General features: G+C 64.4%; 22 protein-coding genes. 16 read left to right on the top strand and 6 right to left on the bottom strand.

Features of this window, described 5'->3' with window-relative positions:
• Window position 1: 1 nt before the first annotated feature.
• From AWJ14_RS18985 to AWJ14_RS18960, 6 genes are read right to left on the bottom strand one after another with little or no spacing between them, the layout of a single operon-like run.
• The gene (locus AWJ14_RS18985) at window positions 2-1,033 is read right to left on the bottom strand and encodes an ABC transporter permease (RefSeq protein WP_066183074.1); all 1,032 of its coding nucleotides are present in this window, start codon (window positions 1,031-1,033) and stop codon (window positions 2-4) included.
• Entirely contained in the window at window positions 1,030-2,631 is a 1,602-nt protein-coding gene (locus AWJ14_RS18980) for an ABC transporter ATP-binding protein (protein WP_066183071.1), read from the bottom strand. The genes AWJ14_RS18985 and AWJ14_RS18980 overlap by 4 nt, the downstream gene beginning before the upstream one ends.
• Window positions 2,632-2,639: 8 nt before the next feature.
• The gene (locus AWJ14_RS18975) at window positions 2,640-3,686 is read right to left on the bottom strand and encodes a BMP family ABC transporter substrate-binding protein (protein ID WP_245304368.1); all 1,047 of its coding nucleotides are present in this window, start codon (window positions 3,684-3,686) and stop codon (window positions 2,640-2,642) included.
• Entirely contained in the window at window positions 3,683-4,042 is a 360-nt protein-coding gene (locus AWJ14_RS18970) for an NIPSNAP family protein (protein WP_066183068.1), read from the bottom strand. The genes AWJ14_RS18975 and AWJ14_RS18970 overlap by 4 nt, the downstream gene beginning before the upstream one ends.
• The gene (locus AWJ14_RS18965) at window positions 4,039-5,673 is read right to left on the bottom strand and encodes a GMC family oxidoreductase (RefSeq protein ID WP_066183568.1); all 1,635 of its coding nucleotides are present in this window, start codon (window positions 5,671-5,673) and stop codon (window positions 4,039-4,041) included. The genes AWJ14_RS18970 and AWJ14_RS18965 overlap by 4 nt, the downstream gene beginning before the upstream one ends.
• 5 nt (window positions 5,674-5,678) lie before the next feature.
• A complete protein-coding gene (locus AWJ14_RS18960) occupies window positions 5,679-6,527 on the bottom strand; it encodes a uracil-DNA glycosylase family protein (RefSeq protein ID WP_139112703.1) in 849 nt (282 codons plus the stop codon).
• A gap of 165 nt (window positions 6,528-6,692) precedes the next feature.
• On the opposite strand from AWJ14_RS18960, the gene AWJ14_RS18955 reads away from it, so the two are divergent.
• The 16 genes from AWJ14_RS18955 to AWJ14_RS18875 all read left to right on the top strand — a co-directional run bounded on the left by AWJ14_RS18955 (window position 6,693) and on the right by AWJ14_RS18875 (window position 23,573).
• A complete protein-coding gene (locus tag AWJ14_RS18955) occupies window positions 6,693-7,331 on the top strand; it encodes a TetR family transcriptional regulator C-terminal domain-containing protein (protein ID WP_066183065.1) in 639 nt (212 codons plus the stop codon).
• Between the two features lie 594 nt (window positions 7,332-7,925).
• The gene (locus tag AWJ14_RS18945; protein WP_066183061.1) at window positions 7,926-8,792 is read left to right on the top strand and encodes a branched-chain amino acid ABC transporter permease; all 867 of its coding nucleotides are present in this window, start codon (window positions 7,926-7,928) and stop codon (window positions 8,790-8,792) included.
• Complete coding sequence (locus AWJ14_RS18940) at window positions 8,789-9,799, top strand: branched-chain amino acid ABC transporter permease (protein ID WP_083220370.1); 1,011 nt, start codon at window positions 8,789-8,791, stop codon at window positions 9,797-9,799. Before AWJ14_RS18945 ends, AWJ14_RS18940 begins: the two co-directional genes overlap by 4 nt.
• Window positions 9,796-10,548 carry an ABC transporter ATP-binding protein gene (locus tag AWJ14_RS18935; RefSeq protein WP_066183058.1) on the top strand — a complete coding sequence of 251 codons (753 nt, stop codon included), beginning with the start codon at window positions 9,796-9,798 and terminating at the stop codon, window positions 10,546-10,548. The genes AWJ14_RS18940 and AWJ14_RS18935 overlap by 4 nt, the downstream gene beginning before the upstream one ends.
• Window positions 10,545-11,279, top strand: coding sequence for an ABC transporter ATP-binding protein (locus AWJ14_RS18930; protein WP_066183056.1), 735 nt, complete (start codon window positions 10,545-10,547; stop codon window positions 11,277-11,279). The genes AWJ14_RS18935 and AWJ14_RS18930 overlap by 4 nt, the downstream gene beginning before the upstream one ends.
• Window positions 11,280-11,283: 4 nt before the next feature.
• On the top strand, window positions 11,284-12,045 hold the full coding sequence (locus AWJ14_RS18925; protein WP_066183053.1) for an enoyl-CoA hydratase/isomerase family protein: 762 nt from the start codon (window positions 11,284-11,286) through the stop codon (window positions 12,043-12,045).
• Between the two features lie 19 nt (window positions 12,046-12,064).
• Entirely contained in the window at window positions 12,065-14,188 is a 2,124-nt protein-coding gene (locus AWJ14_RS18920; RefSeq protein WP_066183558.1) for an acetate--CoA ligase family protein, read from the top strand.
• Window positions 14,185-14,919, top strand: coding sequence for a GntR family transcriptional regulator (locus AWJ14_RS18915; RefSeq protein WP_066183050.1), 735 nt, complete (start codon window positions 14,185-14,187; stop codon window positions 14,917-14,919). Before AWJ14_RS18920 ends, AWJ14_RS18915 begins: the two co-directional genes overlap by 4 nt.
• A 136-nt stretch (window positions 14,920-15,055) precedes the next feature.
• On the top strand, window positions 15,056-16,279 hold the full coding sequence (locus AWJ14_RS18910; protein ID WP_083220369.1) for an ABC transporter substrate-binding protein: 1,224 nt from the start codon (window positions 15,056-15,058) through the stop codon (window positions 16,277-16,279).
• Window positions 16,280-16,284: 5 nt separating this feature from the next.
• A complete protein-coding gene (locus AWJ14_RS18905; protein WP_066183047.1) occupies window positions 16,285-17,511 on the top strand; it encodes an MFS transporter in 1,227 nt (408 codons plus the stop codon).
• 37 nt (window positions 17,512-17,548) lie between these two features.
• On the top strand, window positions 17,549-18,373 hold the full coding sequence (locus AWJ14_RS18900) for an enoyl-CoA hydratase/isomerase family protein (RefSeq protein WP_066183045.1): 825 nt from the start codon (window positions 17,549-17,551) through the stop codon (window positions 18,371-18,373).
• Window positions 18,363-19,592: an NADH:flavin oxidoreductase/NADH oxidase gene (locus tag AWJ14_RS18895; protein ID WP_066183040.1), complete on the top strand. Its 1,230-nt coding sequence runs from the start codon at window positions 18,363-18,365 to the stop codon at window positions 19,590-19,592. Before AWJ14_RS18900 ends, AWJ14_RS18895 begins: the two co-directional genes overlap by 11 nt.
• A gap of 5 nt (window positions 19,593-19,597) precedes the next feature.
• Window positions 19,598-20,575: an acrylyl-CoA reductase (NADPH) gene (gene acuI, locus AWJ14_RS18890; RefSeq protein WP_066183037.1), complete on the top strand. Its 978-nt coding sequence runs from the start codon at window positions 19,598-19,600 to the stop codon at window positions 20,573-20,575.
• 715 nt (window positions 20,576-21,290) lie between these two features.
• Complete coding sequence (locus AWJ14_RS18885) at window positions 21,291-21,941, top strand: hypothetical protein (RefSeq protein WP_210183571.1); 651 nt, start codon at window positions 21,291-21,293, stop codon at window positions 21,939-21,941.
• A 109-nt stretch (window positions 21,942-22,050) separates the two neighbouring features.
• Window positions 22,051-22,227: a helix-turn-helix domain-containing protein gene (locus tag AWJ14_RS18880; RefSeq protein ID WP_066183033.1), complete on the top strand. Its 177-nt coding sequence runs from the start codon at window positions 22,051-22,053 to the stop codon at window positions 22,225-22,227.
• Window positions 22,224-23,573 carry a DUF3631 domain-containing protein gene (locus AWJ14_RS18875; protein ID WP_210183570.1) on the top strand — a complete coding sequence of 450 codons (1,350 nt, stop codon included), beginning with the start codon at window positions 22,224-22,226 and terminating at the stop codon, window positions 23,571-23,573. Before AWJ14_RS18880 ends, AWJ14_RS18875 begins: the two co-directional genes overlap by 4 nt.
• Window positions 23,574-23,676: the final 103 nt, after the last annotated feature.

Here is a 23,676-nt window from a genome sequence, read left to right as displayed (position 1 = left end):
TCTATCTCCCGAAGCGGGCCAAAAGACCGCGAAAGACACCAGCCTTCGCCGTGATGAAGAGAGCGATCGAGGCGTGGATGATGTCGATCGCCGAGGAGGGCAGGCCTGTCATCACCGGCAGCCACAGGCCGGCCGAGGTGAGCGCGCCGAAAAACAGCGCGATGAAGGCCGCGGCAATCACCGACATGCCCGCCACCAGCGCGATCAGGATGGCCGTGAAGCCGTGATCGGGCAGGAAGCCGCTCGCCAGCCGGCCGTTCGGCCCCATCAGTTCGACCGATCCGGCAAGGCCGGCAAGCGCGCCCGAAAGCACGAAGGCGCTGATGGCGATGCGCTGCACCTTTGCGCCCTGCCAGGTCACCATCACCGGGTTGCGCCCGGCCAGTCCCGACAGGATGCCGAAGGAGGTCCGGTTGACGAGCCACCATCCGAGCAGCACCACGAGTGCGGCGATGGCGATGATGACCGGCGAGCTTCCGCTCGATTCCGAAATGCGCCAGGCCGCCTCGACCGGGCGCGAGGACGCCTGCTGGCCCGATCCGGAGGGGTCCTTGAGCGGGCCGGAGGTGACGTGGACGAGAAGCTGTGCGGCGATGAAATTTCCCATCATCGTGGTGATCACCTCGTCCGCCCCCGCCTTGACGCGAAGCAATGCGGGCCAGAGCGCCCACAGGGCTCCGCCGGCCATGCCGGCCAGCATGCAGACCGGAACCGCGACGAGGGCGGGACTGCCTCTCATCCATTCGGCGGCGAAGGCCGCGCAGATCGCGCCCAGATAGAACTGCCCCTGCGCGCCGATGTTGAAATAGCCGGCGCGAAAGCTGATCACCACGCCGACGGCGGTGATCAGCAGCGGCAGGCCCCAGCGCAGGACATGGGCGAGGGCATTGGGGCGGAAGAAGGCCCCGTCCACGATGGCGCCCAGCGTTTCGGTGGCCGAGAGGCCGACCGCGGCGAAGATCAGGCTGCACAGGACCAGCGCGAGAAGGATGAAGGCGCCCGTCTGGAGGACGGGGTAAAGCCGTGAAGTCATCGGGTCGCCTCCTCGGCACGATTTTTGTGGGCGGCTGTCATTGCCCGTCCGACGGCCTGAATGTCCCAGGGCGTGGTGAATGTCGCCACCGCCTGCCCGGAAACCATGACGACGATGCGGTCGCAGATGTCGAACAGCTCGTCGAGGTCCGAGGAAACCAGCAAGATGCCGGCATGGTTGCTTCGCGCCTGCCGCAAGGCCTTCCAGACGGCCATCGTCGCGCCGATGTCGAGACCGCGCGTCGGCTGTGCGGCAAGGATCAGCCGCGCGCCGGAATCCATTTCGCGCGACAGGATCACCTTCTGCGCATTGCCGCCGGAGAGCGAGCCCGCCCTCTGCGCGACATCGTTGAAGCGGACATCCCAGTCCTGAAAGGCCTGTTCCGCCGCCGACCGGAGCGCGCGCGGGCTGACCTGCGCAAGAAGCGAGCCCCCGACGAGCTGCGCCGCACTCCAGTTTTCCCACAGCGGGCTTGAAAGCGACAGGCCCTCGACATTGCGCTCGAACGGAATGACCCGCAGGCCGGCGTCGCGACGGGCCGCCAGGGACGCCTTGTCCATGCGCCGGTCGGCCAGGAAAATCTCGCCGGAGGTGAGCGGGTCGAGACCGGCGATGGCCGCGACCAGCTCGCGCTGGCCATTGCCTTCGACGCCGGCGATGCCGACGATCTCGCCGGCGCGGATGGTCAGGTCGACCTCGCTCAGTCCCTTGCCACCGGCCTCGGGGGCGGTCGACACGCGCTTGAGCACCAGCGCCGGTGGCGCGTCCGGCAGGGAATGGCTTTCATGCTGCTCGGCTGCCGCGCCGACAAGTGCGGCGCGGTCGCCGGCGTCAAGGCGCGCGGCACCGTCGCCGATGATGAGTTCGGCAAGGGCTTCCGAGGTCAGGTCCTGTGCCTCGAGCGGGCCGGCGACGAGTTCCCCGCCGCGCAGGACCGTCACGGTGTCGGCAATCGCCAGCACTTCGCGGATCTTGTGCAGCACCAGCATCACGGTCACGCCCTGGCGCTTGAGTTCGCGCACCCTGGCGAACAGCCGCTCGGTTCCTTCCGGCGACAGGACGGCGGTCGGTTCGTCGAGAATCAGCAGGCGGGCATCGGACACCATCGCCCGCGCGATCTCGGCGGATTGCTGCATCTCGATCGGAAGATCGCGGATGCGGGCGCCGGCATCGAGGCCCAGTCCGAGCCCGTCGAGCCAGCCCTGCCAGTGGCGTTCGATGCCGCGCCTTGTAAACAGGCCCGGTTTCGGGCCGACGAACTGGAGCACTTCGGCCACCGTAAACGAGGGCGGCAAGGCGAAGCTCTGGTGGACCAGTTCCACGCCGGCGCGGCGGGCCGCGACCACGTCGCCGCCCGCCAGGTGCCGGCCGAACACTGAAATCGATCCTTCGGCAGGTTGCACGAGCCCGGCGGCGACGCGGGCGAACGTGGTCTTGCCGGCGCCGTTCTGGCCGAGCACGGCGTGAATGCGACCGGCCTCGAACCGGGCACGGACCGCCGAAAGCGCGGTTACGTCCCCATACCGGACCGTCACGGCGTCGGCGGCCAGGGCAGGCGCCGAAGCGCCCGCCCCCTGCTGAAGGTGATCAGGGTTCATTCTCTGCCTCAGAGATTGGTGTCGAAAGGCACGGTGAGCGAGCCATCGAGGATCTTGCTTCTGGCCTCGTTTACAGCCGGAAGCGCCTCTTCCGCCAGCTTCCTGATCTCTTCCGGTCCCTTTTCCGCAAACAGCGGCGAGGGGATGAAATCGATCACGCCGGTGCCGAGACCCGTGGCCTCGTGCCCGCCGGCCCATCCGGCATCAAGCGCCTTGGTGGCCTCGTTGTAGAGCGAGGTGCCGAAATCGAGGCCGACGATGGAGATCACGGATGTCGGATCGAGCGGGAACTGGGCGGGGTCGAGGGTGGAGACCACGCGGCCTTCGTTCTCCCCGGCTGCGGCGATGATGCCGAAATCGGTGGCCGCGGCATCGGTCTGGATATAGTCGATGCCGTCCGAGAACATCTGCGTCGCGATTTCCTGGCCCTTGGCCGGGTCCTGGAAGCTGCCGGCGAAGGCCACCGAGACCTTCAGGTCCGGATTGACGGAAAGCGCGCCGGCCTTGAACGCGTTGTAGTCCGCGTTGATCGGCGGAATCGAGATGCCACCGATGAAGCCGAGCTTGCCCGAGCGGGACACCCTGGCGGCAAAAATCCCCGAGAGGTAGCAGCCCAGATAATAGTCGTAGGACACGGTCATGACGTTCGGCATCGTCGGTTCGAACGGATCCGCGAAAAGCTGGATGAACTTGGTGTCGGGGAATTTCGGGGCGACCGCCTTGAAGGGTTCGGCCACCTCGTTGAAGGTTGAGACGACAATGGCCGCGCCGGCCTCGCCCAGCGAGGTGAAGATGGTCTCGTAGGTCGACGGATCTTCCGCATAGATGGCGCGGGCCCTCATGTCGTGTTCCTGGGCGAACTGGTTGAGCTTGGCGATCATCGAGTCCACCGGACCCGCATCGCCCGCCGCCTGGGTGTGGACGAGGGCGACAAGTCCGCCGGCGGCGTTGGCCGGCAGGGCTGCGAGGAGAGCGCCGGCCGCAACGGCGCCGGCCGCTCCGCGCAGGAGTTGGCGTCGGCTGATGCAGGATGGATGGCTGGTCATGTGCGTCATGTGAGTTGTTCCTCTCTCGTGGTGGGCGTATTTTTCGTTGGCGTGGGGGAGAAGTCCGCAGGCGTCATGATCATGACATCCTGCGAGGTAATCACATCGAGTGCCCAGATCGATGCGATAAATTCTTGCCAGTCCGGGTCGGCATACATCGCGGCGCGACGCGCTTCCCGGTCGGCGAGACTGTCATAGGCCCAGACCAGCACCGTGGTGTGCAGCCGGCCCAGCTCGGCCTGCCAGAGCCCCACGAAGGTGTTGAGATGCCGCAACTGGATCGGCAGGCCTTCCTTGCGGTATTTTTCCATCCAGCCGTTCACGGTTCCCGGCCGGAACGTATAGGTGCGGTGTTCAACAATCATGTGCGTGCGTCCTCGAGAATGAAATCGGAAGCCCTCTCGCCGATCATGATGGCGGGTGCATTGGTGTTTCCGGATGAGATGATCGGCATGATGGAGGCGTCGGCGATACGCAGCCCGTCGACGCCGTGGACCTTGAGCCGTCCGTCGACGACGGCCATCGGATCGCCCTCAGGCCCCATCTTGCAGCTTCCGACCGGGTGGAACGTGGTCATGGCCGTGGCCCGCAGCCAAGCCGTCAGGTCCTCGTCGCTGTCGACCGCCTCTCCGGGTGCCAGTTCCATGCCCTTGAACGGTCCGAATGCCGCCTGGGACATGATATCCCGGGTCTTGCGGATGGCGTCGATCATGGTGCGGATGTCAAAATCGTCGGCGAGATAGTTCGGCCGGATGCTCGGCGCGGCGAAGGGGTCGGCCGATGCAAGCGCTATGGCGCCGCGGCTTGCGGGATTGACCGGGCCGACGCGCAGCGTGAGGCCATGATTGGCTTCGACGCGCTGCCTGCGGAACGGGTTGGGGAAATGAAGGTTCGCCGTCTTCTCGAGCGCCGGCATGAAATGCAGCTGCACGTCCGGCGCTTCCAGGCCTTCCCGCGTGCGCAGGAACGCACCGCCCTCATAGGGAAAGGTCGTGACCACGCCGGTTCCGAACAGCATCGCCTGTATCATCGACAGGGTCAGGCGGTCGAAGCGCAGGTCGCTGTAGAGCGTGACCGGCTGCCGGCATTCCCAGCTCATCACGCAGTCCACGTGATCCTGAACGTTCTGGCCGACCCCCGGCAGGTTCCGGCGCACCGTGATGCCATGGTCGCGCAGATGCGCCTCGGGGCCGATGCCCGAAAGCATGAGCAGCTGCGGCGAGTTGACGGTGCCGCCGGAAATGATGACCTCGCGCGCCGCGCTCGCCTTTTCCGGGCGGCCCGCGCGCACCCACTCGACGCCGGTGACGCGATTGCCTTCCCAGACCAGGCCGGTCGCGTGGGCGCCGGTCAGGATAGTCAGGTTGGGGCGCCTGGCGGCCGGCTTGAGAAAGGCCGACGCCGTCGACCAGCGGCGGCCGTTGCGGATGGTGAAGTCGTAGCGGCCGACGCCATCCTGGCTTTCGCCGTTGAAATCGTCGTTGAACGCAAGCCCGGCCTGCCGCCCGGCCTCGATGAAGGTGTCGAACAGCGGGTTGTCCGAGCGGGCGCGGCACACCGTCATTTCACCCTTGGTGGAATGGTAGGCGGTGTCGCCGCGCTGCGGGTTGCTCTCGGAGCGCCGGAAGGCCGGCAGCACCTTGTCGTAACTCCATTCCGGCAGGCCCAGCTGCGCCCACCGGTCGTAGTCATGCCGGTTGCCGCGCACATAGATCATGCCGTTGATGGTGGAGGTTCCGCCCAGCACCTTGCCGCGGGGCCAGTAGAGCTTGCGCCCGTTGAGATGCGGCTCGGCCTCGGTGTGGTAGTGCCAGTTGTAGAGCCCTGAGTGAAACAGCTTGCCCATCAGCATCGGCAGCCGCACCAGCGGGTTGCGGTCCTTGGCGCCGGCTTCGAGAAGCAGCACCTGGTGGCGTCCGTCGGCGCTCAGCCGGTTGGCCAGCACCGCGCCCGCGGAACCGGCACCCACCACTATGAAATCGTAGGTCTTTGCCATCATGTCTACCAGTTGATCGGCTGCGCGCCCAGGCGTTCGAAATGGGCGTTCGCAGCAAGAAAGGGATTGGCGCAGGCGAGAAAATCGTCTGCATAGGCGGGGTGAGGAAGGACCAGCGAGAGGTGCGGATCCGTGGCGGGCAGGAGGCCTGCCGCCTCGAGATTGTCTGCGGCGGCCTGCCCCAGCGCGATGAACACAACCGGGCGGCCCTGGCCTGCGACATGGCGCAGCGCCGCCTGGATCACCGGCGCCCAGAAGCGCACGTGACCCTGCGACTGGTGCGGATCGATATCGCGACGGAAGCGGCTGAGCGTGAGGGAGGAATTGAGCAGGAGCACGCCCTCCGCTTCCTGCCGGCCGGCAAGGTCGGACGGCGCCTCGATGGCAAGGGCACCGCTCTCGATTTCGGCGAGCATCTTTGGCCAGGCGTCGAAGCTTTGCGAAAGCTCGGGCCGCCCATGGCGCGCGGCCATCAGCATCTGCGTCCAGGCCCGGATCGACTTCGAGAACATCCGGTCGAGGTCGCGCCAGACCAGCGCATTGCCGATCTCGAAGGCCCGGCCGGTCGCCGCCGCCGGCTCGGGATAGGGATCCTGCCCCAGCAGGACGACGCGCACGTCGCGGGCCCGCACCTCATCGAAGGCGCGCAGCATGTGTGCGCCCGCGGGTGCACCGGGAAAGGTCCGGCCGCGGCGTGCGGGGAAGATCGGCTCCCAGGCCTCGAGCTCGAGATCGGGGGCGACAGCGGCGGTGCCGAGCGCGACATCGGCCATCACCGCGCGCCAGTCGGGGGCGAGATCTTCCTTCCAGCCTGCGGTCGTCTCGCACAGCGCATCGCGCAACGTCGTTGCCATCGTCTCCTCCGTGTTGGCCGAAAAGGAAGCGAATCCTGACGTTTTCGTCAAGTTTTATTTTTCGAGAACCTGACGGCATCGTCAGGTTTTGTACGGGTCGTTCTTGCCCCTGCACGCGAAGGTGATATGAGAAGCGGACAGGGCATCGAAAGCGGACGGTTCAGCATGGCACGGCAATCTGGCGACGAACGCAGGAAGTCGGGAGGAGACAACGAGGGCCGGATTCGCGCCCGCAACGAGGCAAAGATCCTCGAAGTCTCGGTCCGGCTTTTTTCCACCAAGGGCTTCGACGGCACCACGATTTCGGAAATCGCCGAGGAATCGGGTCTGCCCAAGGCCAATGTCTACTATTATTTCCAGACCAAGGCCGCGATCTACGAGCGGCTGATCGCGGAGGTCTTTGACGACTGGGACGCGGCGCTGCGCCATATCCGACCCGAGCGGGAGCCGCGAGAGGCCATTGGCGACTATGTCCGCGAGAAGCTCGAGAGCTCGCGCCGCAACGCCGCGCAGTCGCGCTTCTTCGCCGGCGAATTGCTGCGCGGCGGCAGGTTTCTCTCGCGCGGCCAGCGGCAGCACATGCGCGACGTCACCCGCGAAGCCTGCGCGGCGGTCGAGCAATGGATTGCCGAAGGCCGGTTTCCGGCGCTCGATCCGCGGCACTTCTTCATCATGATCTGGGCCACGACCCAGTTTTATGCCGACTTCGCGCCGGTCGTCGCCGCCACGCTGGAAGTGCCGCGCCTGCGCAAGGCCGACTTCGATGACGCCGCCGAGCAGATCCTCAAGGCCATTCATTTCTGAGCCGCGGCGCGGCCCCCGTCCGGCGACGGCACGGCGGGCGGCTTCCTTGTTGAGCCGTTTCAAGTGCAGCCTCAAAACCGCCTCCGCCAACCCGGGGTTGTCGGCACTTTCGTGCGGGGGACGCCGGCTTGGAGGTGATGGACATTTGCCCGCTCGGGTTCATCCATGCGGATGGCTTTCAGCGGGATCATGCCTCAGGCGCTTCCGCCGGCGCCATCACTCAAAGCAGGCAATCCGGCGATGGGGTCAGCGGATATCTGGTTTGGCGGCTGCAGGTCCGGGCTCATCTCGGCCCTGAGCCGCGCTGCCCGGTCCCGGAGAATGGCCGAATGCGCAGCCGGAGCCTGCCAGTCGGCAGACCTTCGGCTGCCTCGCTGCCTGAGATGGTCAGCCGCTGAACGCGGTGCTGCTTGAGCAGCGAGCCGGCTTGTCCCGGCTCCTTCGTCGCCAGGTGATGGGGCGAGAAACACATAAAGTCCATTTATTTCAGTCTATTAAAAATTTGATATTTTTTAAAAAATTAGATTGTTGACATTAAGATAATCTACAATTGATGATCGAGCCATCCTGATAGCGTTCGGAGGAGGAGCCGCAATGCTAGCTATGTCACTTGCCCTGAACGGCGTGGTTCTGGGGTCGATACTGCTGCTTTTCAGTCTCGGGCTGACGCTGATTTACGGTGTCGGCAGGGTTGTCAACTTCGCCCACGGCGCCCTGTTCAGCCTTGGCGCCATGACCGGCGTCTGGTGCACCCAACTGGGGCTCCCCTTCTGGCTGACCCTGATCGTCGCCCCCATTGCCGTCGGTCTCGTCGGCGTCTTCATCGACTGGGCGATCCTTGCCCGCATCCGCGATCGGCCGATGGTCGACAGCCTGCTGCTGACCTTCGGGCTGGCATTGCTGATCACGGGCATTCTCTACGAATTCGGCGGCCGGACGGTGCAGATCATGCCCGTCCCCGGGGCCCTTGGCGGCGTGGCCGCGGTCGGCGGGCTCTCGCTTCCGGTCTACCGGATCTTCGTGTCTGTCGTCGCCATCGTGCTCACGGTCGCGCTGATCCTGTTCCTGCAGAATTCGCGCTGGGGCCTGCGGGTCCGGGCGGCCAACGACAACCCGGAAATGGGAGCCTGCCTCGGAATCGACCGCGAACGCCTGATGCACTCGGTCGTCGGGGTCAGTGCGGGCCTTGCCGCCGCTGCAGGCGTGGCCGGAGCGCCGATCTTCACCGCCTATGCGACGGTTGGCGACAAGATCCTCATTCTTGCATTCATGACGGTCATTCTGGGCGGGCTGGGAAGCCTGCGGGGTGCGGTGGTCGCGGCCTATGTCGTCGGCATGATCATCGTCTTCGGAGAGGGGTATTTCGGTGGCCAGGCCGCGCTGATGGCGCTGTTTTCCATGGTGATGGCAATGCTCATCAACTGGCCGCGCGGATTTTTCGGCGAAGGGAGAGTCGAATGAGAGAGCAATTGACCGCGGATGCCGGCGTGATTGCCGGCCAGCCGCCCCGCCGTGGCAAGGCCATTCTCGTCATCGCCGCCGTTGCCGCCGTCGGCGCAGTGTTTCCCTTCCTGCTGGCCGGAGAGCCGTTTCTGCTGATGCTCGCCTCCTACGCGCTCACCGCGGCGATCGTTGCGCTCAGTCTCGACCTGCTGACGGGAAACACCGGCCTGTTGTCGTTCGGCCATGCCGCCTGGTACGGTTTCGGTGCCTATGCGGCGGGCCTTCTGTCGAAAACGGTGACGTCCGACATCGTCCTGCTCGTGCTGATGACGATGCTGGCAACGGCCGTGATCGCGACCCTGATCGGTGCCGTGCTGGTGCGTCAGATCGGCAAGACCTTCGCCATCCTGACGCTCGCCTTCAGCCAGATCATCTTCGCGATCGTGTTCGTCTTTTCAGGCCTGACCGGCGGAGAGGACGGGCTTCAGGGTATCCCGGTCCCGACCTTCTTCGGTCTGCAGGTTTTCAAGCCGGAGGTCTGGTTCTGGATCTTCTACGGGGTGCTCGTCATATCGCTCGCCTTCGCGCTCCATGTGCGCCGTTCGCCGCTCGGCAAGGCATGGCTGGCGATCCGTGACAATGCCGAACGCGCGAGCTTCATTGGCATGAACGTCAATCGCCTCAAGCTGATAGCGTATTCCTCGTCGGCGACGCTTGCCGCGGTGGCGGGTGCGCTGTTCGTGCTCTTCAACGGTGCCGCGTCGCCGGATCTGCTGAGCTGGTTCGAGTCGGGCAAGATCCTGATGTATGTGGTGCTGGGCGGTGTCGGCACCCTTGTCGGCCCCATACTCGGTGCGATCGCCTTCACCGTGGCCGAGCACTACGTCTCCAGCTTCACCGATGCCTGGCTGATCTATTTCGGCGGGCTCTTCGTCCTCATGGTGATCGTCGCCCCCGGCGGCATCTTCGGTGCGCTCAGCGGCATCTGGACCCGTGGCGCAGCAAGCCGGGAGGCCGCGCAATGATCCTCAGTGTCAGCCAACTCACCAAGAATTTCGGCGGGCTCAGGGCCGTCAACAAGGTCGACCTCGCCATCGCGCCGGCAACGATCCATTCGATCATCGGCCCGAACGGCGCAGGAAAGACGACGCTCTTCAACCTGATCACCGGGTCGATCAAACCGGTCGACGGCTCGGTCCGGTTTCGGGATCGCGACATCACCGGCTGGTCTCCGCAGCGGCTTGCCAAGCTCGGCGTGGCCCGGACCTTCCAGCGGACCAGCATCTATGCCCGGCTGGATGTGCTCGAAAACGTGGCGCTTGCCATCCGCTCCCGGGAGGGAATGACGACATCGGTCTGGCAACCGGCCTCAGCGGAGCGCAGGGTCAGGGACGAGGCCACCGACATTCTCGCCAAGGTCGGGTTGCGGGGGCGCGAAGCCGTGCTCGCCGGCAATCTGGCCCATGGCTACCAGCGTTCGCTCGATATCGCCATCGGCCTTGCCCTGAACCCCGCCCTGATCCTGATGGACGAACCCCTGGCAGGCATGTCGCGTGGCGACCGCGAAACGGTGGCCAGCCTGATTACCATGCTGCGCGACACGCTCGGGCTGACCGTCGTCGTGGTCGAGCATGATGTCGGCATGGTCATGCGCCTGTCGGACCGCATCACGGTGATGCAGCACGGGACCGTGATCGCCGATGCGCCGCCGGCCGAAATCCGCGGAAACGAAGCGGTTCGCAATGCCTATCTGCACGGGAATTTCGCACAATGAACGCCCACGCCCTTCCCGCAGGCGCCGATGCGGTGCTGCGCTACGAAAACCTCAATGCCTATTATGGCACGAGCCAGATCCTTCACGGTCTGTCCTTCGATGTGCCCGCGGCCTCGGTCGTCTGCCTGCTCGGTCTCAACGGCATGGGCAAGACCACCACGCTGCGGGCGACCATGGGCCTGGTGGACCGGACCGAAGGACGGATCACGCTCAACGGCCGGGAGGTCAGGGGGCCGACATTCAAGCGCTCGCAGATGGGGGTGACGCTGGTCCCCGAGGATCGCAAGGTCTTCGCCAATCTCACCGTCGCGGAAAACCTGGAGGTCGCGCGGCGGCCGACGGGGGCGGCGGACGATTTCACGTTCGAGGATGCGGTTAGGATCTTTCCGCGTCTCGGCGAGCGGATGAACCAGAAGTCGGGAACCCTGTCGGGCGGCGAACAGCAGATGCTCGTCGTCGCCCGCGCCATGCTCGCCAACCCCGCCTACATGATGCTGGACGAACCGACCGAAGGTCTTGCGCCCAATTATGTCGAGGCGATCGCGACCTCGATCAGGGCTGCGCGTGATCGCGGAATCGGCATCATTCTCGTGGAGCAGAGCCTGCCATTGGCGCTTGCGGTCGGGGACTGGTTCCATATCATCGAGAACGGCCAGATCATCCAGTCGCTGGGACGCGAAGAAGCGCTGGCCGATGCGCAACGCATCGAAAAAGCGCTGACGGTGGAGTGAGACCATGGCCGAGATCCACTCCCGCCGCGACGGTTCGCTGCTGATCGTGACCATCGCCAACGAGGCGAAGAGAAACGCGTTCACGCATGCGATGACGCAAGCGCTCGGGTCTGTCTTGGAGGAGGCCGAGGCCGATCCGGAAGTCCGCTGCGTGCTGCTGACGGGGGCCGGCGACAAGGCGTTTTCCAGCGGTCACGATCTCTCCGAACTGCTCTCCGACAGGGATCATGCCGCCGATGAAGCGCTGAACGCGCCCTTCTGCCGTCCCAGGACGATGACCACGCCGACCATCGCCGTCGTCAACGGGGCAGCGCATGCGGGCGGCTTCATCCTTGCCTTGTCCTGCGATCTGCGCGTCTGCGCCGAGACTGCCAATTTTGCCGCGCCCGGCGCCCGGATCGGCCTTCTGCCGATCGGCGGGCAGATCAGCCGTCTGCCGGCGCTGGTGCCTTTCGGCTTTGCCTATGAGATGCTGGCGACCGGCCGGCGTGTCAGCGCCGCGGAGGCGTGCCGCTTCGGGCTCGTCAATCTCCTCTCCGCCCCCGGATGCGCGATGCAGGACGGCCTCGCCATCGGCCGCCAGATCGCCTCGAACTCCCCCAGAGTGGTCGCCGCCATCAAGCGCGGTCTCAACCTGCGCATCGCCGAAGGCGAGGCGGCGGCCACCCGGTTCGAATGGGCCGAGGGCGGCAGGATGCAGTCGGAACCCGATGCCGACGAGGGCGTGCGCGCATTCCTCGAAAAGCGCAGCCCCGTTTTCCAGTAACTGAACAAAGCGATTGATGATGAAGACCGAGATCGAATCCAAGAGCCTGATTGCCCGCTACGGAATTGCCACGACGCTGCCGCGGCTGGCCGACAGTGCGGAACGCGCCCGCGCCCTCGTTGCCGAGGCCGGCGGGGCCTGCGCGCTCAAGATCGTATCGCCGGACATCGTCCACAAGGTCGATGCCGGCGGCGTCCGGCTTTCGGTCTCGGAAAAGGACGCCGGCGCCGCCTTCGAGGCCATTCTGGCGGCCTGTCGCCGGTCCCACCCCGCCGCGCGGCTCGACGGGGTTCTGGTGGAGGAGATGGTGCCCGCCGGCCTCGAAATCTTCATCGGCGCGCGGCTTGATCCGCATTACGGGCCGGTGGTCCTGTTCGGGCCGGGCGGCTCGGGCGTCGAACAGGGCAGCGAACCCGTGGCGGCGCTGGCGCCGCTCGACACGGCGACCGCGCTTGCGATGGTGGATGCTGTGTTTCCGAAGCACTTTCGTAACGGCGGCGGCTCCGGTCGCGACCGGCTCGCGCACTGCCTGATGGCCGTCGGCGGTCCCGACGGCCTGTTGATGCAGGAGGATATTGGGGAACTCGATATCAATCCGCTCATCCTCGCCGGAGACCGGCTCATCGCGGTCGACGCGGTCGTCGGCGAGGCCGGAGAGGGCGAGACCTATCGCAATCAGGACGAGATGGATGCCGCCATCGCCGGCCGCCGCGGCCGTCTCGGCGGCATGCGCGCCGTCTTCGATCCGGAGGCGGTCGCCTTCATCGGGGCCTCCAACGCCAAGGAGAAGCTCGGCTATCAGCTGATCAGCAACATGCTGGAATTCGGCTTTACGGGAGAGATCTACCCGATCCATCCGAAGGCCGACGAGATCTGCGGGTTGAAGGTCTATCCCTCTGTCGAGGCCATTCCCGGGCCTGTCGATCGCGCCTATATCGCGGTCGGCAGCGGTCAGGTGCCGGCGATCCTGGAGCAGTGCTCCGCAAAGGGCGTCAAGGTGGCGCAGGTGCTCACCGCCGGCTTTTCGGAATTCTCCGATGACAGCGCCGATCTCGAGCGGCAACTGATGGACAAGATCGGCGCCGGCGGGATGCGGATGATCGGTCCCAACTGCATCGGCACCTTCTCGGCAAGCACGCGCATGCCTGTCGGCGCGGCGCGCTACAATCCGGCGGAAGGCGGGTCCATCACCTTCTTCTCGCAAAGCGGCACCTATGCGGGGGACGTGGTCCGGCGCGCCCAGGTCATGGGGCTCCCGCTCGGCAGGGCCTTGTCTTGCGGCAACTGCCTCGATCTCGACATGCTCGATTACCTGCTTTTCGCGGAGAACGATCCCGACACGGAGATCGTCGCGTTCTATGTCGAATCGTTGCGCGATCCGGGCCTGTTCTTCCGTGTCGCGCGGCAGATGAGCAAGCCGGTGGTGATGTTGCGTGGCGCGCAAACGGAGCAGGGACAGGTCGCCGCCTCCAGCCACACGGCAGCCCTGGCCACGGACCGGCTCCTCTGGCAGGCGGGGTTGGCGCATTCCGGCGTGATCCAGGTGTCGAGCACCGAGGAACTCATGGACACCCTGCTTGCATTGTCGCTGCATGGCCGCGGCCCCGGCAACCGGCTTGCCCTGTTCGGATCGGGCGGCGGCGTCAGCGTGACCACGTCGGATACCGCGGAACGGGTCGGGCTCTCCATCCTGGAACTGACGGAGCAGACCGGAGAAAGGCTGCGCCGCTTCGGAATTCCGGGAACCAGCGTCGCCAACCCGATCGACATCCCGGTCTGGGGCCTGAAGGACGGCGACCGCTACATATTCGAGGAAATCATCAACCTTCTGAAGACCGATGCCCATGTCGACCGCATCGTGGTTTTCGTCGAGATGGGCTGGGTGATGGATTTCGCCGAAAGCGACGAGGAAGGCCTCAAGGTGCTTGAGAGCATCTGTGATTCCATCGCGCGCGCCGAGGCCGGCGGTGTGCCGGTGTCGCTGGCATTGCGGACATCGGGAGACCGCTGGCAGGACGATTTCCTCCGCGACCAGCGGCTGCGTTTCCTCGAAAAGGGCATTTCCGTCTACCCCTCGACAACCCGTGCCGTTCGTGCACAAGCACGTCTCGTGTGCAACGAGAACGCGCAGGTGGAGCAATGAAACACGCACAGCAGCCGGTGACGACGAACGAGCGCTTCGGTGTCCGCATCGATGTCGCGGGAACCTTTTCGAATTCCTTCGCCTCCGGCCCCAATGTCATCAAGACCTTGCCGGAGCAACTGGCGGAGAAACTCGTCGAACTGATCATCAATGGCGTCTTCGAACCGGGCCAGAGGCTGCACGAGGTCGGTCTCGCCGAACAATTCTCGGTCAGCCGGGGGCCCGTCCGCGAGGCGCTTCGCCTGCTCGAGCGCGAGGGCCTGGTCACCATGGCCTCGCGCAAGGGAGCGGCGGTGACCCAACTGACGAGCAAGAACCTGCGGGATATCTTCTCCGTGCGCTCGGCCCTGATGGGCATCTGCGCGGAGGAACTGGCCAGGCATCAATCCGCGGAGGTGCAATCGACTCTGGATGAGGGGACGCGGGCCCTGTTCGTCGCCCATGAGGCAGGGGACGTCGCAGGCTTCCTCGTCGTGGTCTACCAGGTCAGCATGTATGTCGCCGAAGCCTCCGGCAACGAGATCGCCAAGTCGATCCTGTTCTCGCTCGGCCGGCAGACGCTTTCGATCACGCGGCGTGTCTTCGAAGTCCCCGAACACCGGTTGATGTGGGCGACCGACTGGAAGGAAATCGCCGAAGCCATCCGGGCCGAGGATCCGGTCCGCGCCCGCCAGTCGGTGCGGCGGCTTCTCGACGACACCAGCAAGGCGGCGGTCGCGATTTACGAGTAGCGCGCGTGTGGCGGCGCGCTGCCGCGGGCACCGATGCGCTGAAGGGTTGGTTCTCCTGCCACGGGGGAGGGCAATTGCCGGCGGTTCTGGAGGAGCCATGCGCCGGCAGATCATACCGTGAAGTTGGAGGAGTGATATGTCAGAACATTCAGCGTTCCGGAGCTTTGGTCGCCTTGCCGCGACCCTGACAGCGGGTCTGCTCACCGCCGGACTGGGCATGGGTACGGCGCAGGCCGAAGACGTCAGGATCGGTGTGTTCGTCCCGACGACCGGGGTGCTGGCCCCGCTCGGCAACGACATGAAGAACGGTTTCGAGCTTGCCGCGAGGGGAGCGACGGTCAAGGGCGAGCCGGTCAGGCTGATCATCGAGGATACCGCCGCCAACCCGGCCAACGGCTTGCGCAAGGCGCAGAAGCTGGTTCTCGAGGACCAGGTCAAGCTGCTCATCGGCGGGGCGAGCAGTGCGGTCACTCTCGGCATCGGCGCGCAGGCCGCACGGCTGAACGTTCCGATCATCACCACCAACGGTCAGGCGGTGGCCATCACCGGCGATCAGTGCGGCAAGTTCCTGTTCCGCACCGTTCCCCATGACGGGAATTCCGCCAAGGCCAGCGCCGCCATGTTCTCCGAGCGCAAGGACATGCTCGAGAAGAAATGGTTCGTGGTCTATCACGATTTCGCCTACGGGCTGTCCAACAAGGCCGAGTTCGCCAAGATCCCGGGTATCAATATCGTCGGCGAGGCGGGTCGTCCGGTCGGGACCGCCGACTGGTCGAGCGCCATTTCGCAGATCCAGTCGTCGGATGCGGACGGCGTCTATATCGCGCTTGCCGTCGGCGACGACCTCACCGCATTCGTCAACCAGCTGCGCGGTTACGGCATCACCTTTCCGGTGCTCACCCCGGTGGGCATTCCCGACACGATGCTGCAGGCCCTGGGCGACAACGGCGTCGGCATGATGGCGGGCGGTCTCACGGCATCCTGGATGCAGGAGGCCGACAATCCAAAGATTGCCCAGCTGGTGAAGGACTACCATGACGCCTATGGCATCGTGCCCGGGTATCAGGCGATACAGGCCTATGCCGGACTGCAGTTCACGCTGGCGGCCATGGAAGCGGCCGATGACCTGTCGCCGGAAAGCCTGATCAAGGCGCTCGAGACGACAGCCGCTGACACGGTGGTCGGAACCCTGAAGATCCGGCCAGAGGATCATCAGGGGATGCAGGGCTCCTACGTGGCGGAGGCCGTCAAGCTGGACGAGCCCAGGTTCGGCGCCACCGTCGGCTGGAAGACGCTGTCTCACCTTGATTGGGAGCAGGTCAATGTCGAGCCCGCGGAAAGCGGCTGCAAGGGCCTCTGATCACCATGGCCCGCGTGCAACCGCAGCATCTGACCGCTTCCAAAGCCGTCTCGATCTCGCTGATCGTCTTCAGCCAGATCGCGGCGATGGCGCTGTGGTTCTCGGGCACTGCCGCCGCGACCTCCCTGGTCGCGGCGGGAGCCCTGTCAGGTCAACAGGCCGGCCTGCTGACCGGCGCCGTGCAGCTGGGGTTCGTGACCGGCACTCTCGTCAGCGCAGGCTGGGGGCTTTCCGACCGGTTCGATCCGCGCCGGCTCTTCGCCGCCTGCGCCCTGACCGGCGCGCTTGCCAACGCACTGCTGCTGGCAACCGGCTTTGACACGGCGCTGACGGTACTGTTGCGCTTCGTCACCGGCGCCATGCTGGCCGGGGTTTATCCGGTGGGGATGAAGATGGCGGCGGCCTGGACCGAGAAAGCCGTCGGCCTGATGATCGGCACGCTCGTCGGGGCGCTGACGCTCGGCTCTTCGCTGCCCTATCTCTTCAATGCCGTGACCGGTCTCGAATGGCAGTCGACCATTGTCCTGTCGACGGGCTGCGCGGTGCTTTCGGTCTTGTCGATCTCGCTTTCCCGGCTTGGGCCGGGGCACAGGCAGGCCGCCCGCTTTCGGTTGACCGAAGCGTTGGGGGCACTCCGCCGCCGCTCCATGCTGCTCGCCAATGCAGGCTATCTCGGACACATGTGGGAGCTCTATGCCATGTGGGCGTGGATCGGCCTGTTTCTCGAATGGGCGCTGGACCAGGCCGGCTCGCCTCTCGCCCAGAAGAGCGGCCTGATCACCTTCGCGGTGATCGCCGTGGGGGCTGCCGGCTCGGTCCTCGCCGGCCTGCTCGCCGATCGCATCGGCCGGACCACGGTCACCATCGCCGCCATGGTCGTCAGCGGCAGCTGTGCCGCGACGATCGGATTTCTTCCGCATGTCGGCGGGTTTGCGGTGATCGCCGTGGCGCTGGTCTGGGGGTTCGCGGTGGTCGCCGATTCGGCCCAGTTCTCGGCCAGCGTCGCCGAACTCGCCGAGCCGCATCTGGTGGGAACCATGCTGACGCTGCAGACCTCGATGGGCTTTCTCCTGACCTTCCTCGTCATCCAGGGCATGCCCCTCGTCATCGACGCGGTGGGCTGGAGCCATGCCTTCATCGTGCTGGCGATCGGCCCGATGCTCGGCGTCGTCGCCATGTGGCGGCTGAGGCTTGACCCCGAATCCGTTCGCCTGGCCCACGGCCGCCGGTGACCTGCCCCCCTTCTCAACCACAAAGGAAGCACCCGTCATGACCTGGGAAACCCTGACTTTCGAACGACCGGAACCGCGGATCGGGCTCGTCACCTTCAACCGCCCCAAGGCCGCCAATGCCATGAACCAGCACATGCTCGCGGAGCTCAGGGAGGTCTGCGGGGAGATCCGGGGCGATGCCGGGTTGCGTGCGGTTGTCGTCACCGGTGCCGGCAAGGTCTTCAGTTCCGGGTTCGACCTGAAGGCGCAGGCGGCGGCCATGCCGCAGGGCGTCAAGGAGTGGACGCCGGTGCTCGAAGCCGATTTCGAGGGCATCATGTCGTTCTGGAACCTGCCGATCCCGACGATCGCGGCGGTCAATGGCCCCGCCCTTGCGGGTGGCTTCGAACTGATGATGGGCTGTGACCTGGCGCTTTCGGTCCCCAGTGCCACATTCGGGGAGCCGGAGCTGAAATTCGGCGCCGGGATCGTGGCCATGTTGTTGCCCTGGTACGTCACGCCGAAGATCGCCAAGGGGGTGATCTTCACCGGCGAGGACGGCATTACCGCGGCCCAGGCGCTCGACTGGGGGCTGATCAACCGCATTGTCGAGCCCGACAGCTTGATGGACGAGGCGATGGCGCTGGCGGCCAAGCTCGCCCGCCTGGATCCTATGGTCATGCGCCGGACCAAGGAAACCATGCATCGCACCTATGAGTTGATGGGGATGCAGAATGCGCTTCGTGCCGCGCTCGACGCGGATATCCTGATCGAGGGTGAAGGCACCGACCTCAAGCGGGGCTTCCTCAAGGTGCTGCGGGAGCAGGGGCTCGGTTCCGCGCTTGCGTGGCGGGAAAGCCGGATGGGCGACGATGCCCGCTGACGGACCGGCAAGCCGAGACAACGACAGACCGCGGGACGGGCCGCTGCTTTTCACGCCGCTCACCCTGCGCGGCGTGACCATGCGCAACAGGCTGATGCTCGCTCCCATGAACCAGCACAGCGCCATCGACGGCCATGCCGACGATGGCCTGCTGGTCCATCTGGGCAAATTCGCCCTGGGCGGTTTCGGGATCGTGACGACCGAGGCGACCGCCGTTTCCCTCTCGGCCCGCATCGGCCCGGGCGATCTCGGCATCTGGTCGGACGATCACATTGCCGGGCTGAAGCGGGTGACCTCCTATCTCAGGAGCCGTGGCGCCGCCAGCGCCATGCAGCTCGGGCATTCCGGCCGAAAAGGCTCCACCCAGCGCCCGTGGGACGGCTTTGGCGCGCTTGCCGACGCGGACGCCGCGCGCGGTGACCTGCCCTGGCCGCTGGTGGGACCCACGAGCGAGGCCCTCGGCGAGGGCCATGTCGTGCCTCACGCGCTCGATGCGCAGGACATCCCGAAGATCCTTTGCGAATTTGCCGATGCCGCGGGACGTGCGGAAGCGGCAGGTTTCGACATTCTCGAGATCCACGGCGGCCACGGCTACCTGATCGCGAGCTTTCTCACGCCCGTCATCAACAGGCGGCGCGACCTCTATGGGGGTGACCTTGCCGGACGGATGCGGCTTGCGCTTGAGGTGGCGGCGGCCGTCCGGGAGCGCTGGCCGCGGACCAAGCCGCTGTTCTTTCGCATGTCCAGCGTCGACGGTCATCCCGACGGCTGGAGCCTCGGGGATTCGGTCGCGCTGGCGCGAGAGCTCAAAGCGCGCGGTGTCGACCTCGTCGACTGTTCCTCGGGTGGCCTTCGCGGTTCGACCGCGATCGAAAACGCGAGCCGCTTTCCCGGCTATCAGGTCGAGTATGCGCGCACGATCCGGCGCGAGGCGGGCGTGGCGACCGCTGCGGTGGGCCTCATCCTCGATGGGCGACAGGCCGAGGCGATCCTCCAGGCCGGCTCCGCAGATCTCGTCATCATCGGCAGGCAGGCGCTCTACGATCCCTATTTTGTGCACCATGCGGCGCAGCAGCTGGGCGTGGATCCGGATTTCGACCGCTGGGATCTCCCCGCCGGGTGGTGGCTTGCGAAAAGACGGCCGGGACTGGAAGCGATCGGCCTCACCGGCGCGGGCGTGCCCGGGAACACTTCCGCTGCAAAACCCAAAAAGGAGTAAGACCCATGATCAAGGCGATGCTGATCGAAAACGGTGACAACGGATACACCGCAAATCTCACTGAGGTCGACGAATCACAGTTGCCGGACGGCAACGTGACCGTCGACATCGAATGGTCGACCTTGAACTACAAGGATGCGCTGGCGCTCACGGGCAAGGGCCGCGTCGTGCGACGCTTCCCCATGGTGCCGGGTATCGATTTCGCCGGTCGGGTTCATGAATCCGGCGACAGCCGCTACCGGCCGGGCGACCAGGTGGTGATGACCGGCTGGGGCATGGGCGAAACGCGGTGGGGCGGATACGCGCAGCGTGGACGCGTCGAGGGCGACATGCTGGTCAAGTTGCCGGAAAAGATGAGCCTGCGCGGCTCCATGGCTCTCGGAACGGCAGGCCTTACCGCCATGCTCTGCGTGCTCGCCCTTGAGCGACAGGGCGTCAAGCCCGCGGACGGACCGGTGCTGGTGACCGGTGCGACCGGCGGGGTGGGCAGCGTCGCGGTCAAGCTGCTGGCGGGGCGTGGCTTCGAGGTGATCGCATCGACCGGCAAGGCAAGCGAACGCGATTATCTTCTGGCACTCGGCGCCAGCGACATCATCGACCGCTCCGAATTGTCGGCGCCCGGCAAGCCGCTGGCGGCGGAACGGTGGGCCGGCGCGGTGGACACTGCGGGAGGCAACACCCTGGCGAATGTCTGTGCGGCGACCCGTTATCTCGGCACCGTTGCCGCCTGCGGCCTTGCCGAGGACATGGGATTTCCCGCGACCGTGGCGCCGTTCATTCTCCGGGGCGTAACGCTGGTCGGCATCGACAGCGTCATGTGTCCCAAGCCGTTGCGCCAGCAGGCATGGGATCGCCTTTCCGAAGAACTGCCGGAGCGTTTCTATGCGGACGTCTCCCGCCAGATCGCGCTCGAGGATGTGTGCGATGCGGCGGAGGACCTGATCGCCGGCAAGGTCCGCGGCCGTATCGTGGTTTCCCTGTAAGGCAGCCGCCGGGCGCGCGCGCCCGCTTTGCCAAGGGCGGAGAAATGTGCCCCTGACTGCCCGGTGATCCAGCCGTTTGAGCGGATGCGACAGCCTGGGGGCGCTGGCGGAACGCGGATGGTCCGGACCTGTCGATCCGCCGCTTCTCGTCAATGGCCGCCCCGGCGGGGCGGCCATGCGCCCACCAACCGGTCAGTCCCAGCGCCTCGATCCGAAGTCTGGCCCGCTTCGGTCGTCGGAAGGTTGAAGTCAGGAAGGGCATGGGCAGGCGTCCGGCCCGGAGCCGTGGCGCGGCCGCCCGGTGACGCGATCGATGCAGCCGTCAAGCGCGCTGGCGCCAGCCGGAGCGGCCGGCGGAAAGGCTCGTCAAGCGGACCGAAAGAAACCCAACAAAAAACCCCGCTTCCGCGGGGTTCTTGATTCCGGACAGAGCCGAAAAAGAAATTGGTGCCAGAAGAGGCATCGATTCAAACAATTAAGTTATTGATTTTTAAGTATTAAAATTTCAGAAAAACGACAACATACCAACAGATATACCAACAAAATCTGCGGCTGCTCCGGCTCAACGGCGAACGTCAATGAACGAACAGCATGGGCGATAATTTTCTTATACGCGTCGATTTATCCACACCCTATGTTGCCATTTTGCGGCAGAGATGGAACTCAAGCAATCAAAAATTCCTCCGCAAATCACTGCCAAGGTCATCTGTGCAGCATGGACACAAAGACAACCGATAGCATCATAACCCTGTTGGCCGCATTGAGGGCGGACGCTCTGAAAGCCTTTAAAATGCAGGTGATGAAAATCTATGCCTCTGCTGATGACCCGAGATACATACCGGACAGCATCGTGAACGAAGCAGTCAGATTGGCCGAAGAAAATGCTGGCCGCCTGCTCGGGAATGCCGTTTCGGGGTCTTTATCCATTTCAAAAGCACCGGACGCATTCCCTCTGGTTCATGATGCTGTAGCAGCCCACCTGCTAGACTTGGAGAGAACCGTAGAAAAAGGCAGCGGGCTTGCCCTGTCTCCCGCCACGCTCAAAGTGGTCAGCACGCGGTTTGATGCAGCTCGACAGCGCTTATATCAGAGCCTTGAAAACCACCGCTCTTCCTTCTCTGGTTCCAAAAACAAAGGCGGTCGGCCATCCGAATGGAAATGGGAAGACGTGTTGATTCATCTCATCGCCAAAGCAAACTTGCCGGATGGCCTTCCGACGGAGCGAGGAGCGCAAGCGCAAATCGAGAAAATGATCAGCGAGTGGTTCATGCAGAAGACCGGCAATTCACCGGCTCCAAGCGAAATACGGAAACGCGCAAGTGCGATCATGAAGGCCATTTCCAGAGACGAAAAGGCCGGAAACTAGTTTCCAACCATTACCAGCCGAAACCTCGGCCCAAAGTTCGTAGTGATTTATCCGCCCCCGCCATAAGCCAGCGTAGACCGCGCTGAACGGGAGCAGAGGATGAAAAGCGATGAACGATCAATATCTTTGCTCTGTCTCCGAAGCAGCAAAACTGCTCGGCGTCGGACGAACGAAAATCTATGACATGCTCGCCAAGGGCCAAATCCTATCCATGCGGATCGGGTCAAGACGGTTGGTCAAGATGGACAGCATCAAGGCGCTGATCGAACGCGGTGATGCAGCATGAGCGATGTGGACCTGAACGAAAAAGCCGGTGCTGCGCCAACAGCCACCGGCCTTGATGATGCCAAAGCTTCCGGCCCGGCATTTCCACCTACCATGAATGAAGAACCAACGCCAGAAATAGACACTTCCGGCGTGATTGGCATCGACGGTGCAAAACTGCTGAACCGCGTCAGGGACTTTGCAAGCCGCTTCATCTGCTACCCGTCTGAAACGGCAAGCATCGTGCATACGCTATGGATTGCCCATACCCACCTCATGGATGCGTGGTTTTCCACCCCACGCCTTGCGGTCCTGTCACCAGAGCCAGGTAGTGGAAAATCGAGGGTGCTGGAAATCACGGCGCTGCTCGTGCCTAATTCGTTGCTGTCGGTGAACTCGTCGGCTTCATTCATCTTGCGGATGATAGCGGATCAAGAGAACCGGCCCACCGTGCTGTATGATGAAATTGATGCGATCTTTGGCCCCAACGCTCGGGGCAATGAAGACCTGCGGTCGATGATCAATGCAGGTTATCGACGTGGGGCTGTGATTGGTCGCTGCTACATGGAAAAGGGCAAGGTATTGACGGAGCAACTGGCGACCTATGCCGCCGTTGCCTTGGGCGGTCTCGGCAATTTGCCCGATACGATCATGGGTCGGTCGGTCATTATCAGGATGAGGAAAAGGGGACCGGGCGAGGAAGTCGAACCTTTCCGGCCCTACCTTCATGAGCCGCCTGCCAGCGCCTTGTGTAATGAACTGGCGACATGGTCGACAAGCGTGTTCGATATCGCAGAGACAGCCCAACCCGTTTTCCCGGAGGGCATTGCCGACAGAGATGCGGATGTCTGGGAACCGCTATTCATAGTCGCAGACCTTGCCGGTGGTGAATGGCCTGCGTTGGTTCGGAAAGCAGCAATAGAGACAATGCAGAAAGCAAAGTCCAATATCAGGCCTTCGCTCGGCGTTCGGTTGCTGGCTGATATTCGGGGCTGCTTTGGTGGCGAGGATCGACTACCAACCGCCGATCTGCTGGACAAGCTTCTCGAAGATGAAGAGGCCCCTTGGGGCGATCTCAGAGGCAGGAAAATTACGCCGCGCATATTGGCTGAAATGCTGGGCGAATACGGCATCAAATCAACCACGATCAGAATGCCGGGTGGCTCGACACCGAAAGGTTACAAGCGTGCAGCATTCCATGATGCATGGACATGCTACCTGCCCCCTCTTGAAACAGATGCAACAAGCGCAACAGACGCCACAAATCAGGAAAGCCTTGATAAAACAGTGGCTTCCGATGTGGCGGACGAAACTGCATCGCAGCCGTGTGGCGGCACTGACGAAGATGTTGCCGGACAGGAAGACTGAAAGCCCAATATTTTAGCCACTGTTGCGGTGTGGCGCTTGTGGCGGCAATTTCGGAAGGGGCGGGAGAAGTTCAACTTTGCCCCTTCTGATAGTCTTGAACCAA

The organism is Parahoeflea olei (genome assembly GCF_001703635.1).
Classification (GTDB): domain Bacteria; phylum Pseudomonadota; class Alphaproteobacteria; order Rhizobiales; family Rhizobiaceae; genus Hoeflea; species Hoeflea olei.
The sequence above is the reverse complement of the archived record's forward strand: the minus strand, read 5'-3'. Positions and strand labels throughout refer to the sequence as shown.